Source organism: Nocardioides sp., assembly GCF_031422975.1.
Lineage (GTDB): Bacteria > Actinomycetota > Actinomycetes > Propionibacteriales > Nocardioidaceae > Nocardioides.
The window spans coordinates 1-13,424 of sequence record NZ_JANPEO010000121.1 but is presented as its reverse complement, the minus strand read 5'-3'; the positions used below and the strand labels follow the sequence as shown (position 1 = coordinate 13,424).

At 70.7% G+C, this 13,424-nt stretch carries 13 protein-coding genes and 1 pseudogene; 3 read left to right on the top strand and 11 right to left on the bottom strand.

Annotated features, from left to right (window positions below):
* Together RMO85_RS03940 and RMO85_RS03935 are read left to right on the top strand one after the other, a co-directional pair.
* The coding region (locus tag RMO85_RS03940; RefSeq protein ID WP_310526599.1) for a 1,4-dihydroxy-2-naphthoate polyprenyltransferase at positions 1–678 on the top strand (678 nt) is incomplete at its 5' end.
* A 30-nt stretch (positions 679–708) separates the two neighbouring features.
* Positions 709–1,974, top strand: a complete 1,266-nt coding sequence (locus tag RMO85_RS03935) for a GNAT family N-acetyltransferase (protein ID WP_310526598.1) — start codon at positions 709–711, stop codon at positions 1,972–1,974.
* 18 nt (positions 1,975–1,992) lie between these two features.
* On the opposite strand, the gene RMO85_RS03930 is transcribed toward RMO85_RS03935, so the two are convergent.
* Genes RMO85_RS03930 through hemL form a run of 7 tightly spaced genes read right to left on the bottom strand, consistent with a single transcriptional unit; the run spans position 1,993 to position 8,084 of the window.
* The gene (locus tag RMO85_RS03930) at positions 1,993–2,253 is read right to left on the bottom strand and encodes a DUF4229 domain-containing protein (protein WP_310526596.1); all 261 of its coding nucleotides are present in this window, start codon (positions 2,251–2,253) and stop codon (positions 1,993–1,995) included.
* The gene (gene ccsB, locus RMO85_RS03925; RefSeq protein WP_310526595.1) at positions 2,250–3,191 is read right to left on the bottom strand and encodes a c-type cytochrome biogenesis protein CcsB; all 942 of its coding nucleotides are present in this window, start codon (positions 3,189–3,191) and stop codon (positions 2,250–2,252) included. Before ccsB ends, RMO85_RS03930 begins: the two co-directional genes overlap by 4 nt.
* Positions 3,188–4,783 carry a cytochrome c biogenesis protein ResB gene (locus RMO85_RS03920; RefSeq protein WP_310526594.1) on the bottom strand — a complete coding sequence of 532 codons (1,596 nt, stop codon included), beginning with the start codon at positions 4,781–4,783 and terminating at the stop codon, positions 3,188–3,190. The genes ccsB and RMO85_RS03920 overlap by 4 nt, the downstream gene beginning before the upstream one ends.
* Positions 4,780–5,535 (bottom strand): cytochrome c biogenesis CcdA family protein, encoded by a 756-nt coding sequence (locus RMO85_RS03915; protein ID WP_310526593.1) that lies wholly within the window; start codon positions 5,533–5,535, stop codon positions 4,780–4,782. Before RMO85_RS03915 ends, RMO85_RS03920 begins: the two co-directional genes overlap by 4 nt.
* Entirely contained in the window at positions 5,528–6,091 is a 564-nt protein-coding gene (locus RMO85_RS03910; protein ID WP_310526592.1) for a TlpA disulfide reductase family protein, read from the bottom strand. The genes RMO85_RS03915 and RMO85_RS03910 overlap by 8 nt, the downstream gene beginning before the upstream one ends.
* Positions 6,092–6,093: 2 nt before the next feature.
* Positions 6,094–6,771, bottom strand: a complete 678-nt coding sequence (locus tag RMO85_RS03905; protein WP_310526591.1) for a histidine phosphatase family protein — start codon at positions 6,769–6,771, stop codon at positions 6,094–6,096.
* Positions 6,768–8,084 (bottom strand): glutamate-1-semialdehyde 2,1-aminomutase, encoded by a 1,317-nt coding sequence (gene hemL / locus RMO85_RS03900; protein ID WP_310526589.1) that lies wholly within the window; start codon positions 8,082–8,084, stop codon positions 6,768–6,770. Before hemL ends, RMO85_RS03905 begins: the two co-directional genes overlap by 4 nt.
* A gap of 176 nt (positions 8,085–8,260) precedes the next feature.
* Between hemL and RMO85_RS03895 the strand changes: the two genes are divergently transcribed.
* Entirely contained in the window at positions 8,261–9,466 is a 1,206-nt protein-coding gene (locus RMO85_RS03895; protein ID WP_310526588.1) for a lytic transglycosylase domain-containing protein, read from the top strand.
* Positions 9,467–9,581: 115 nt separating this feature from the next.
* Here the strand turns inward: RMO85_RS03895 and hemB are convergent, their stop codons facing one another.
* The 4 genes and pseudogenes from hemB to RMO85_RS03875 all read right to left on the bottom strand — a co-directional run.
* Positions 9,582–10,589, bottom strand: a complete 1,008-nt coding sequence (gene hemB, locus RMO85_RS03890) for a porphobilinogen synthase (RefSeq protein ID WP_310526587.1) — start codon at positions 10,587–10,589, stop codon at positions 9,582–9,584.
* Positions 10,586–12,220, bottom strand: coding sequence for a uroporphyrinogen-III synthase (locus RMO85_RS03885; RefSeq protein WP_310526586.1), 1,635 nt, complete (start codon positions 12,218–12,220; stop codon positions 10,586–10,588). Before RMO85_RS03885 ends, hemB begins: the two co-directional genes overlap by 4 nt.
* A complete protein-coding gene (gene hemC, locus RMO85_RS03880) occupies positions 12,217–13,194 on the bottom strand; it encodes a hydroxymethylbilane synthase (RefSeq protein ID WP_310526585.1) in 978 nt (325 codons plus the stop codon). The genes RMO85_RS03885 and hemC overlap by 4 nt, the downstream gene beginning before the upstream one ends.
* A pseudogene (locus tag RMO85_RS03875) lies at positions 13,191–13,424 on the bottom strand (glutamyl-tRNA reductase); the annotation flags it as partial. The pseudogene RMO85_RS03875 and the gene hemC, both read right to left, overlap by 4 nt.

The following is a 13,424-nucleotide window of genomic DNA, read 5'->3' as shown; positions in this document are numbered from 1 at the left end:
GGCACCGACGACGCACGCGTCGGGCCGATGCGGCTCGTCGGCTCCGGAGCGGCGTCGCCGCGGGCCGTGAAGACCGCCGCCTTCCTGGCCTTCGGTGTCGCCGGGGTCGCCGGCCTCGTCCTGGCCGCCACGACCGCCTGGTGGCTGGTCGCGGTCGGTGTGGTGTGCGTGCTGGCCGCCTGGTTCTACACCGGCGGCTCCACGCCGTACGGCTACCTCGGGCTGGGCGAGGTCATGGTGTTCGTCTTCTTCGGGCTCGTCGCCGTCGTCGGCACGACCTACGTCCAGACGAAGTCGGTCGAGCCGCTTGCGGTGTACGCCGCAGTCGGCATCGGCGCCCTCGCGTGCGCCATCCTCGTGGTCAACAACCTGCGCGACATCCCGACCGACACGGTCGCCGGCAAGCGGACCCTGGCCGTGGTGCTCGGCGACGAGCGCACCCGCTACCTCTACGCCTTGCTCGTCGGCGCCGCGGCCGTGGCCGTCGTCGCCGTCGCGGCCGCCTCGACGTGGTGGTGCCTGCTCGGGCTGGCCTTCCTGGTCCGCATGCTCGCCTCCCTGCGCACGGTGCTCGGCAAGGCCACCGGCCCTGCCCTGATCCCCGTGCTGCAGCAGACCGGTGTCGGGCAGCTGATCTGGGCGGTCCTGGTCGCCGTACCCCTCCTCGTCCTCGGCTGATCGAATTGCCGTGCTCACTACCGTGGGTGCGTGGACTACGACTTCGCGACCCTCGACTTCTCCGACGAATCCGAGACCGCCCGAGCCCGCCGCTCCGCCTGGCTGATGGCCGTGCAGCGCGGGTTCCACAGCGGGCGACCCGACGAGGAGCTCGAGCAGCGTTGGCTGACCCACGTGCGCGCCGACGACATCACCTGCACCGGGGCGTGGCTGCCCGAGGGAGAGTTCGGCGCCGGCCCCGTCCCGGTCGCCACCTTCGCCAGCTTCGACAAGACGCTCAACGCAGGCCATGAGCTGCTCCCGCTGCGGATGATCACCGACGTCACCACCAGTCCCGCTCACCGGCGCCGCGGACTGCTCCGTCGGCTGATGACCGACGACCTGACCGACGCGGTCAGCAAGGGCATCCCGGTCGCGGCGCTGACCGCGTCCGAGGCGACGATCTACGGCCGCTGGGGGTTCGGGGCCGCGACCTTCGCCCAGACGGTCGAGGTCGACACCGGCCCGGGCTTCGGGCTGCGCGCCTTCGCCGACCCCGGGCGAGTGGAACTCATCGAGCCGCCGGACTCATGGCCGATCGTCAAGGGCGTCTTCGACCGGTTCCACGCCCAGAACCGCGGATCCGTCGAGTGGCCCCAGTTCTACGAGGTGATCCACACCGGCGCCTACGACTTCGACGATGGCGGGCCGGACAAGAAGCTGCGCGGGGCCGTGCACCTCGACGGCGATAGGACAGTCGACGGCGTCGTCCTCTACAAGGCCGAGGGCCGTGGCGAGAATCGGAAGATCAACGTGACCGAGATGATGGCGCTGACCACCTCCGCCGGTCTGGCGTTGTGGAGCTTCCTCGCCGGCATCGACATGGCCAAGCGGGTGACCTTCGGCCTGGCGCACCCCGACGACCCACTGCGCTGGGCGCTCACCGACATCAAAGCCGTCAGCTACACCGCCAACGGGGAGTTCCTCTGGGTGCGCGTCCTCGACGTCGTGACCGCCCTCGCCGCCCGCACGTGGGCAGCCGACGGTCAGGTCGTGCTCGAGGTGGAGGACGACCAGGGCCATGCCGCGGGGCGCTATCTCATCGTGACCGACGGGGGCCGGGGCTCGGTGACGCGCACCGAGGAGCCCGCCGAGGTCAGGCTGGACGTCGAGACCCTCGGCTCGCTCTACCTCGGCGGTGCGCACGTGCCGGCCTTGGAGCGGGCCGGCCGGCTGCACGGCACCGAGGAGGCGATCGGACGGTTCGCCCGGATGGCGGATCTCGCCGTGCCGCCGTACAACCTGACGGGCTTCTGACCCCGCGCGAGCACCCGCTCAGTCCTCGCGGGCCCTGCGCTCCTCGAACGCCGAGGCGGCGCGGGCGGCGCGCTCCTCCACGCGGCGCGCGAAGGCGTCGCGTTGGCGGTTGAGCAGGAAGTAGGACAACACGCCGGACACGGCGAAGGCGATGACGACCGGCCACAGCGCCGGCACGTCGCGGTCGCCGGTGACGAGCGACCAGATCAGCATCACGGTGATCAGGCTGCCCACGAAGAGCAGGACGCGCAGCCCGGTGTAGATGGCGAATTCCTTCACAGCGGCACCTCCGTGGATGCGGGCTCGGAGCGGGATGGCGAGAAAGAGACGGGTGCGGCGTACGAGTGCTGGCTCGACGTGCTGAAGTAGTTGATCCCGATGAAGTTGAACCACAGGGTCGCCAGTCCGACGAGCGCCACGATCGCGGCGTTGCGGCCCTTCCAGCCGGCGGTGGCGCGGGCGTGGAGGTAGGCCGCGTAGACGACCCAGGTGATGAACGCCCACACCTCCTTGGGGTCCCAGTTCCAGTAGGACGACCACGCCTGGTGCGCCCAGATCGGGCCGGTGATGAGCACCGCGAAGGTCCACACCGGGAAGCCGAACGCGTGCATCCGATACGAGATCCGGTCGAGCGAGATGAGGGCCGGCAGCCGCGCGAGATAACCGCGCTCGGCCGTCGAGCGCTCCTTGAGGAGATAGAGAACCGAGCAGATGCCGCCGAGGGTGAAGGCACCCGTCGCGATCACCGCGGAGACGACGTGGATCACCAGCCAGAACGAGTAGAGCGCCTCGGTCAGCGGTGCGACCGGCTCATAGAGCCAGATCACCCCGATCATCATCATCGAGAGGATGAAGCCGACCACGAGCGGGCCCATCCACTCGAGCCCGAAGCGGCGCAGGAACACCAGGTAGAGCAGCCCGACGAAGAACGTGCCGGCGAGCGTGAACTCGTACATGTTGCCCCACGGCACCCGGTTGGGGTCCGCGGCCATCCCGCGACCGAGCAGCGCGACGGCGTGCACGCCGACGGCGATGACGGTGAGGAGCACGCCGAGGCGCCCGGCCATCGCGATCCGGCCGGACGGCACCTCCTCATCGGCTGGCAGCTTGCGCAGCCCGGCCCACTGGACGAGGTGCGCGAGCAGCGCCAGGAAGTAGACGACCCCACTGGCCGCGACCGCCTGGTTGCTCAGCGCTTCCCACGATGCGTTGGTCACGGACTGTCCTTTCTCGGGTGGTGCAGCGATGCCATGATCGCCGCGAGCTCCAACTCGCCACGCTCCGGGTCGCCGCCGTTGCTGCGATCGAGGGCACCGAGGTCAACGGTGGTCGCGTCCGAACCCTGGTCACGGCGCGTCCGCACCCACACCCGGCGGGGCCGGATGAAGAGCGAGCCCAGGAGGCCGATCAGCGCGAGCACCACTCCGGTGAGGGCGACGAGCTTGCCGGGAGTGCGGCTGATCTGGATCTTGTTCCAGCGTTCGATGCCGTCGAAGGTGACGGTGCCGAGTCCGTCGGGCAGCTCGACCGTGTCGCCCTCGCGCATGTCGAGGCGGAACGGCTTGCCGTCCGCCGTCATCACCTGCTCCGCGTTGGCCTTGTCGAGCACGTAGACCGACTGTCCGGAGCCGTCGTTGAGCCCGAGGTCGCCGGTGTACAGCGACATCGACAGCAGCGGGTTGATCAGGTCGCCGAAGCTCGAGCGCGGCATGCCGTCGCCGAGTGCGAACGTCGGGAAGAACTCGCCCTCCAGGCCGATCTCGCCGGGCCGCGCGTCGGGCGCCCGGATGACGCCGAAGGACTGGAAGGTCTGGTCGGTGGGCAAGAAGATCGTCGGCCCGCTGTAGGCCACGTCGCCATTGCCGTCGCGGATCGTGAGGAGCGGTGCGTAACCGTGCCCGATCAGGAAGATCTCTGTGCTGCCGATGGTCAGCGGGTGGTTGACCTTCAGGTCGTAGGTCTCGACCGGCGACGCCGGGGTCTGCTGGTAGTCGAGGGTGCTGACGAACTTGCGCGCCATCCCGGCCCGCGGCCCCTCGGTGAGCCAGTCGACCTCGAAGTCCTTGATCGTGAACGTGAACGGCTCGAGGTCCTCGCCCTTGAAAAGGCTGCCGGGCACGAAGTCGTCGTACTGCGTCAGGTCGTTGGAGAAGCCCTGCCCCTCGACCACGATCACGCCGCCCTTGTAGCCGAACAGGCCGCCGATCGCGAAGCCGACCAGCACCACCAGCACGGACAGGTGGAAGATCAGGTTGCCCGCCTCGCGCAGGTAGCCCTTCTCCGCCGACACCGAGTCGTCTCCCACCACGACGCGGTAGCGGCGTCGCTTCAGCTCCGCCGCGGCCCGCACCAGCACGTCGTCGGGCGCGTCGGTCGTCGTGTACGCCGCATGCTCGGGCAGCCTCGAGAGGTTCATCGGCGCCCGCGGCGGCCTGGCCCGCAGCGCCCGCCAGTAGACCGCCGTCCGGGGCACGATGCAGCCGACGAGTGAGATCATCAACAAGATGTAGATCGCGGAGAACCAGGGTGAGTCGTAGACCGAGAACAGCCCGAGCCGGTCGTAGATCGGCGCCAGCTTCGGGTGCGCCTCCTGCCAGCGGGAGGCGCCGAGCGAGTCGACGTCGGCCTGCGGCACGATCGAGCCCGGGATGGCGCCGAGGGCCAGCAGGAGCAGCAGCACCAGCGCCGTACGCATCGACGTGACCTGGCGCCAGATCCAGCGGCCGAGCTCGCGCGCGTTCATGTCGGTCGGCATCGGGGTGGCCTGCCGGTCGCGACCGCCGGTGTCCTTCACGTCGAGGCCGCTCACACGATCACCTGGAAGTCGTTGACCAGCTTGAGCTGCAGCCACTGCACGACCCAGTCCCACCCGCCGGTGACGAGCAGCACCCCGACGAGCACCAGCATCAGGCCGCCGATGCGGGTCACCCACTGCTGGTGGCGACGCACCACAACGAACGCGGAGAGCGCACGCCGATACGCGAGCGCCGCGACGATGAACGGCAGCCCGAGGCCCACCGCGTAGACCGCCGAGAGGAGGGCGCCGCGCGCGGCCGTGGCCTCGTTCGCCGACAGCGTGAAGATGACGCCCAAGGTGGGGCCCACGCACGGGATCCAGCCGAGGCCGAACAGGAAGCCGAGCAGCGGTGCGGCCGCGAGCCCCACGGCGGGCACCTTGTGGAAGCGCACGTCTCGCTGCAGGAACGGCACGAGGCCGACGAACGCCAGGCCCATCGCGATCACGAAGACACCCAGCACCAGGTTGAGCTGGCGTACGTGCGCGCTCAGCCAGGCACCGAACTGGCCGGTGATGGCGCCCAGGACCACGAAGACGACAGCGAAGCCGAGCACGAACAGGATGGACCCCACCAGCAGCCGGCCGCGCCCGTGGCGGCCCTCGGCGAGGTCGACGCCGGAGATGCCGGTCGCGTAGGAGAGATAGCCCGGCAGCAGTGGGATCACGCACGGCGAGAAGAAGGACACGAGCCCGGCGATCAGCGCGACGGGGAGCGCGAGGACCAGCGACCCGGATCCGGCCGTCTGCTGGAACCAGTCACCCACTGGTCTCACCATCGATGTCTTCGACCAGGTCGGGAATCGTGCGAGTGCCCGGCACGCTGCCGATCACGGTCGCCGCCACGCGCCCCTGTTCGTCGAGAACCAGGGTGCTGGGGATGGCGTTGCGGCTCAGCACCCCGGCGAATGCGAGCAGGGCCCTGCCACTGGGGTCGTAGATCGACGGATAGGGCACGTCGAAGGTCCGGACGTAGGCCAGGCCGTTGTCCGCGGAGAGGTCGCGGATGTTGATGCCGACGAAGGCCGCCGCGTCGCCCAGCTCGGTGGCGGCCTCGTTGAGCCCGGGCTGCTCGACCCGGCAGGGCGGGCAGGCGGACCACCAGTAGTTCACGACCACGACCCGGCCGCGGAGGTCTTCGAGCGACAGCTCGTTGCCGTCGAGGTCTTCACCGGTCAGCGTGATCGGCTCGCCCCGGTCGGCCGGGTCGATCGTGGTGATCTGCCCGTCGCCGGAGATGTAGCCCTTGTCGCCGGTGCCCTGCAGGGACGAGCAGCCGGTCGCGAGCACGGCGATCAGGAGGGCGATGAGTCGAAGCTTCACGATCAGGGACGATCTTCCGGGTCGGCGCCGCCTGCGGAGAACGGCGCCGACCGGTCGCCGACCGGGATCAGGTCGCCGGCCGGTTCGGAGTAGGCCACCTGACGCAGCACGTCGTCGTCGAAGTGCAGCGAGGTCACCGAGCACAGGGTGCACTGACGGTTCTTCGGGTTGTGGAGGTAGGAGCGCTTCTCCACGAACAGCCGCGTCGTCCAGATCGGCAGCTGGTGGGACACGATGACCGCCTCGTGTCCGCGGGCCGCGTCGCGGGCGTCGTTGACGGCGGCCAACATCCGGGCCGCGATCACGTCGTAGGGCTCGCCCCACGACGGCTTGAGCGGGTTGTAGAGGTGCCGCAGCAGCGCGGGGTTCTTCAGGAAGGTCTTCGCGCCGCCACCGAAGTTGACGCCCTCGAACTTGTTGGCCGACTCGATCACCCGCGGGTCGAGGACCGGGGTCAGCCCACGGGCGGCGGCCAGCGGCGCGGCCGTCTCCTGCGCCCGCTCGAGCGGCGAAGTACGCATGTGCACGATGTCGCGATCACCGAGCGACTCGCCTATCCGGTCGGCCATCTTGCGCCCGAGCTCGGAGAGGTGGAAACCGTCACGGCGGCCGTAGAGCACGCCCGCGGGGTTGTGCACCTCACCGTGGCGGAGCAGGTGGACGACGGTCTGGGTGCTCATGCTGTTCCAATCGCTGCGGCGGCGCGGGCGGCGCCCGGGAGGGCATCGAGGACGGTGCTGACGGCGCGGTCGTCATGGGCCGACGAGACGAACCACGACTCGAAGGCCGACGGCGGGAGGTAGACCCCCGCATCGAGCATGGCGTGGAAGAACGCGGCGAACGCGGCGGTGTCCTGGTCGGACGCGCCCGCGAAGTCGGTGACCGCGCCGTCGCGGAAGAATGTCGAGAACATCGTGCCGGCGCTCTGCACGACGTGGGGCACACCAGCGGCGGTGAGAGCATCGACCACCGCGGACCTGATCGTGTCGGCGGTGGCCGACAGGTCGGCGTACACCTCGGGCGTCGCGAGGCGGAGCGTGGCGAGACCGGCGGTGGTGGCGATCGGGTTCCCCGAGAGGGTGCCGGCCTGGTAGACCGGGCCCTCGGGCGCGAGGCGGCTCATCACGTCGGCGCGACCGCCGAAGGCCGCCGCCGGGAAGCCACCGCCCATCACCTTGCCGAAGGTGATGAGGTCGGGGGTCCAGCCCTCGACAGCACCGTCCAGGCCCCAGCCTCCCTGGCGGGTCGCGCGGAAGCCGGTCATCACCTCGTCGCTGATGAACAGCGCCCCGTGGTCGCGACAGGTCTGCGCGAGGAAGCCGTTGAAGCCGGGCGCGGGCGGGACGACACCCATGTTGCCGGGCGCGGCCTCGGTGATCAGGCAGGCGATCCGGGCGCCGTGCTCGGCGAACGCCGCGGTGACGGCCGCGCGGTCGTTGTAGGGCAGCACGATCGTCTCGCCGGCAGCGCTCGCGGGCACGCCGGGCGTCCCGGGGACCGCGAGCGTGGCGAGCCCGGAGCCCGCGCTGGCGAGCAGCGCATCGACGTGGCCGTGGTAGCACCCGGCGAACTTGATGACGATGTCGCGACCGGTGAAGCCGCGGGCAAGCCGCAGGGCCGACATGGTCGCCTCGGTGCCGCTGGAGACGAAGCGGACCTTCTCCACCGGCGTGCGCGACACGATCTCCTCGGCGAGCTCGACCTCGGGCACGGTGGGCGTGCCGTACGACGTCCCGCGGGCGACGGCCTCAGCGATGGCCGACTGGACCTGCGGGTGCGCGTGGCCGAGCAGCATCGGGCCCCACGAGCAGATCAGGTCGACGTACTCGTTGCCGTCGACATCGGTGAGCCAGGCGCCCCGGGCGCTGCGGATGAAGCGCGGCGTGCCGCCCACGGCGTTGAACGCGCGGACCGGCGAGTTCACCCCGCCCGGCGTCACTGCCTGGGCCCGCTCGAAGAGCGCGCTGGAAACGGGGGCGGGACGAGCGGTCACGAGGTTATTGTCACGTAGGCGCCAAGCGGGAGACGATTTCGCACCCTCCCGATGTGGGAGGGATCACAATGGGGGTGTCGCTGCGTAACTCGCTGTGACAACATTCGTTGAGAGCCATGTGCGCGCTTTCGGGAGTGTCGTGCACTGCCAGTAGGACCTCAGGGGAGAGATCAGCCATGCCAGCTTTCAGTCGACTGCACAAGGCGACGGCCATCGTGCCGCTCGCCGTGCTCTCCGCCGCGTGGACGGCCAGCCTGACCGGCATCGGTGTCGGCTCCGCCATCGCCGACGACGCCGCGGCCACCCTGCCGGACGGCAGCACCGTGCCCACGCAGGCGATCGAGGCACCGGCCAGCGTCTCCTCCCCCACGACGTTGGCGCCCGCCGCCGCGGCCGGTGACAGCAGCAAGATCATCGCGACCGCCTCCACCAGCGGCATCCCGGCCGCCGCTCTCGCCGCCTACCAGCGCGCCGAGGCCGTCATCAACGCAGCCGACAAGTCGTGCGAGATCCCGTGGCAGCTGATCGCGGCCATCGGCCGGGTCGAGTCCGACCACGGTCGCTTCGGCGGCAACACCCTCAGCGACGAGGGGGTCGCCGAGCCCGGCATCTACGGCATCGCGCTCAACGGCAAGAACAACACCCAGAACATCGTCGACACCGACGCCGGGCAGTACGACTCGGACACCAGGTTCGATCGCGCGGTGGGCCCGATGCAGTTCATCCCGTCGACCTGGTCGGTCGTCGGGGTCGACGGCGACAACGACGGCAAGCGCAACCCGCAGGACATCGACGACGCGGCGCTCGCCACGTCCGTCTACCTCTGCTCCGGTGACGACGACCTGTCCACCGATCAGGGCCAGCGCGCCAGCGTCTATCGCTACAACCACTCCAACGACTACGTCGACCTGGTCATCTCGATCATGCAGGCCTACATGGACGGCGACTTCACGTCCGTGCCCAACGGCACGACGTCCGCCGGCGTGTTCCTCCCCAGCACGACCGGCCCGACCACCGCCCCGGCCCGCACGGGCAACGGGGGCACCAAGGGCAACGCAAACGCCGTGGTCCGGGGCGGCAGCAGCAAGCCGAGCCCGAGCGGCAGCGCCAAGCCGACCCCGACGACCTCGGCCACGCCCACGCCGAAGCCGAGTCCCGCGCCGACGCCGACAGGCACGCCGACCAAGGTCCCGGTCAAGCTGCCCACCGAGCCGATCCCGACGTCGCAGCCCCCGCTGCCGACCACCAGTGTCACGCCGCTGGGACAGACGATCACGTACGCCCAGGCCCTGGCCCAGTGCACCACCCAGGGCGTGGTCGACAACCCGCTCACCGCCAACAACGAGCTCGCCGACTGCGCCAACGCCCGGCTCGCGCCCTGACCGACTGCGTCGAGGAAGATGACGCCGTAGTCACGCCCAGTCGGCGCAAACACCCTGCCCAGTCGGCGCAACTGTCGCCGACTCGCGCCCCGGTTGGCGCCGACTCGCGGAGGGGTCAGCGAGCAAGCAGGCGGGCCGCGTCGGCAGCCCAGTACGTCAAGATCACGTCGGCGCCGGCACGCCGGATCGAGGTGAGAGTCTCGAGCACCGCCGCGTCGCGGTCGATCCAGCCGTTCGCGGCGGCGGCCTCGACCATGGCGTACTCGCCGGAGATGTTGTACGCCGCAACGGGCACGTCCACCGCGTCGCGGACGCGGCGCACGACGTCGAGGTAGGCCAGCGCGGGCTTCACCATCACGATGTCGGCACCCTCGGCCACGTCCAGCAGAGCCTCCCGCACGCCCTCGCGGACGTTGCCCGGGTCCTGTTGGTAGGTGCGCCGGTCACCGTCGAGGGTGGAGTTGACAGCCTCGCGGAAGGGACCGTAGAAGGCGGAGGCGTACTTCGCCGAGTAGGCCAGGATCGAGACCCGGGAGTGTTCGCCGGCATCGAGCGCCCGGCGGATGACAGCGACCTGGCCGTCCATCATCCCGCTCGGGCCGACCATGTCGACGCCGGCCTCGGCCTGCGCGATCGCCATGGCGGCGTACGCCGCCAGGGTCTTGTCGTTGTCGACCTCCCCGTCGGGCGTGAGCAGACCGCAGTGCCCGTGGTCGGTGAACTCGTCGAGGCACAGGTCGCTCATCACGCTCAGCGACTCACCCACCTCGGCGACGACGTCGTTGATGGCGAGGTTGAGGATTCCGCTGGGGTCGATGGCACCGCTGCCGGTCGCGTCCTTGGTCGACGGGATGCCGAAGAGCATGATCCCGCCGAGACCCAGGTCGGCCGCTTCTGACGCGGCCTTCTTCAGTGAGTCGCGGGTGTGCTGGACCACGCCCGGCATCGACGAGATCGGCACCGGCTCGGAGATGTCCTCACGGACGAAGACCGGCAGCACCAGCTGGCTCGCCTGCACCGAGGTCTCGCCGACGAGGCGTCGCAGCGCGGGGGTACGCCGCAGGCGTCGCGGCCGGATGACCGGCCCGACGACCTCCTGCGGCTCGTCCCCGCCGTTGATCACTTCGCGCGAACCTTGCGGCGCACGGCGGGCTTGCGCTCGCTCGGCTTGGTGACGGGCTCGCCGGCCTCGAGCAGGTCGACACGACGGCTGGCGCCGAAGTCGGCGAGGGCATCCACGAGGACCTCCACGTCGGGCCTCGAGGCCAGCACGTCGACGCGCAGGCCGTGCTCCTCGGCGGTCTTCGCCGTGGCCGGTCCGATGACCGCGATGATCGTCGAGGGGTGCGGCTTGCCGGCGATGCCGACGAGGTTGCGCACGGTCGAGGACGAGGTGAAGACGACAGCGTCGAACTTGCCGGTCTTGATCGCGTCGCGGGTCTCCGCCGGGGGCGGCGTGGCACGCACCGTGCGGTAGGCCGTCACGTCGTCGCACTCCCAGCCGAGGTCGATCAGGCCGGCGACGAGGTTCTCGGTCGCGATGTCAGCGCGCGGCAGGAAGACCCGGTTGATCGGGTCGAGCACGTCGTCGTACGGCGGCCAGTCGGCCAGCAGGCCGGCAGCGGACTGCTCGCCCGTCGGCACGAGGTCGGCGCGCAGGCCCCAGGCCGCGATCGCCTCGGCGGTCTTGTCCCCGACGGCAGCGATCTTGAGCCCGGAGAACGCGCGGGCGTCCAGGCCGTACTCCTCGAACTTCTCCCGCACCGCCTTGACCGCGTTGACCGAGGTGAAGGCGATCCACTCGTAGCGGCCCTCGACGAGACCGCGCACGGCCTTGTCCATCTGGAGCGGGTTGCGCGGCGGCTCGACCGAGATGGTCGGGACCTCCTCGGGCACGGCGCCGTACTCACGCACGCGGCGCGACAGCGAACCGGCCTGCTCCTTGGTGCGCGGCACCAGGACGCGCCAGCCGAACAGCGGCTTGGTCTCGAACCACGACAGCGTCTCGCGGAGGTTGACGACCTTGCCGATCACCGTGATGGCCGGCGGCGAGATCCGCGCGGCGCGGGCGTCGGCGGCGATGTTCGCGAGCGTCGAGGTGACGGTGGCCTGCTCCGTGGTGGTGCCGACGCGGGTCATCGCGACGGGGGTGTCAGAGGGCCGGCCGGCGGCGATCAGCGCGGCGGCGGTCTCGCCGATGGCGCCCACTCCCGAGAGCAGCACGAGGGTACGGTCGTCGGCGTACTGGCTCCAGTTGATCTTGGGGCCGCACGTCACCACCGCAACCTCGCGGTGGTCCTTGGTCGTCAGCGGGATGCCGGCGTAGGCCGGGACCGCGGAGAACGACGAGACACCCGGCACGATGTCGAACCCGACGCCGGCCTTCACGCACGCCTGCGCCTCTTCGGGACCGGAGGCGTAGAGGAACGGGTCGCCGGTCATCAGGCGCACCACGCGGTGCTTCTTGCCGTGCTTGATCACGACCTTGGCCCGCGCGGCGTGCGTCAGCGGCTGGCCGTCCTCGCCGAAGCCGCCGTCGACCAGCATCGGTCCGTCCTCGGTGAGGGAGACCAGGGCCCGCACCAGGTCGACGTGCTCGGGTGACTCGGTCACGATCACCTCGGCGTCGCGCAGCAGCTCCACCGCCCGCACGGTCATCAGGCCGGGATCGCCGGGGCCGCTGCCGACGAACGACACCCACCCCCGGGTGGCGGTCGTGGTGGCGTTGGACTGGGCGCTCTGTGCTCGCGTCATGGCTGCTGCTTCCTCACTGGTGCTTCCATCCCTGTGCTGTTCATCAGGTTTGCGGCGCCATCGGCGAGCATCTCGCTCGCGAGGCGGTTCCCCGTGCTGGCGGCGTCGTCGACGCCTCCGGTCGTACTCATCCGGATCGAGAGCCCGCCGTCGGGCGAGAGGGCGATCGCCCTGATCCAGAGCTCATCCCCGTCGTCGCCCTCGACGACCTCGGCCAGGGCGCCGAGGGGCGCCGAGCATCCGGCTTCGAGGGTGGCGAGTACGGCGCGTTCGGCCGTGACCGCCACCCGGGTGGCGTGGTCGTCGAGGCGGGCGAGGTCGGCAACGAGGTCGGCGTCGTCGCTGCGGCACTCGATCGCCAGCGCGCCCTGCCCGGGGGCCGGGAGCATCTGGAGGGGGTCGAGCACCTCGGTGGCCTCGGCGACGCGACCGAGGCGAGCCAGCCCGGCGCGGGCCAGGAGGACGGCGTCGTACTCACCGCTCCTGACCTTGCCGATGCGGGTGTCGACGTTGCCGCGGATGCCGACGACCTCGACGCCGAGGCCGAGCGCCTCGAGCTGCGCGGCGCGGCGCGGCGAGCCGGTGCCGACGCGGCTGCCGGCGGGCAGCTCGCCCAGGGTCAGGCCGTCGCGGGCGACGACGACGTCGCGGGGATCCTCGCGGGTGGGTACGGCGGCGAGGGTGATGCCCTCGGCCGGTGATGTGGGAAGGTCCTTGAGCGAGTGCACGGCGACGTCGACCTCACCCCGGAGGAGGGCGTCGCGCAGCGCGCTGACGAAGACTCCGGTCCCGCCGAGCGTGGCGAGCGGAGCGCTGGTGATGTCGCCCTCGGTGGTGATCTGCACAAGCTCCACTTCACGCCCCAGTCGCTCGCGAATCAAGTCGGCGACGTGGCCGGACTGGGTGGTGGCGAGCAGGGAGCGGCGGGTGCCGACACGCAGGGTCGCGGTGAGGGAGCTGGTCCCGGGGTTCATGGGCGACCCTCCTCGGGGACAACGGCGGCGCGGGTGACCGCGTCGACGGCGTCGGGGTCGAGCGCGAAGAGCTCGGCCAGCGCCGCGGCGTACGACACGGCGCCCAGCTCGTTGGCGAGCTCCTTCACGCGCACGGTCGGCTCGTGGAGCAGCTTGTCGGCCACGCGCCGCACCGTGTGCAGCACCTCGGCGCGGGTCGCGTCGTCGAGGTCGGGCAGCCGGGTGGCCAG

Bases quoted from the DNA above. Each gene is read 5' to 3' on its own strand.
- RMO85_RS03895 (WP_310526588.1), top strand. From the start codon at position 8,261: ATGCCAGCTTTCAGTCGACTGCACAAGGCGACGGCCATCGTGCCGCTC.
- RMO85_RS03905 (WP_310526591.1), bottom strand. From the start codon at position 6,771: ATGAGCACCCAGACCGTCGTCCACCTGCTCCGCCACGGTGAGGTGCAC.
- RMO85_RS03885 (WP_310526586.1), bottom strand. From the start codon at position 12,220: ATGACGCGAGCACAGAGCGCCCAGTCCAACGCCACCACGACCGCCACC.
- hemC (WP_310526585.1), bottom strand. From the start codon at position 13,194: ATGAACCCCGGGACCAGCTCCCTCACCGCGACCCTGCGTGTCGGCACC.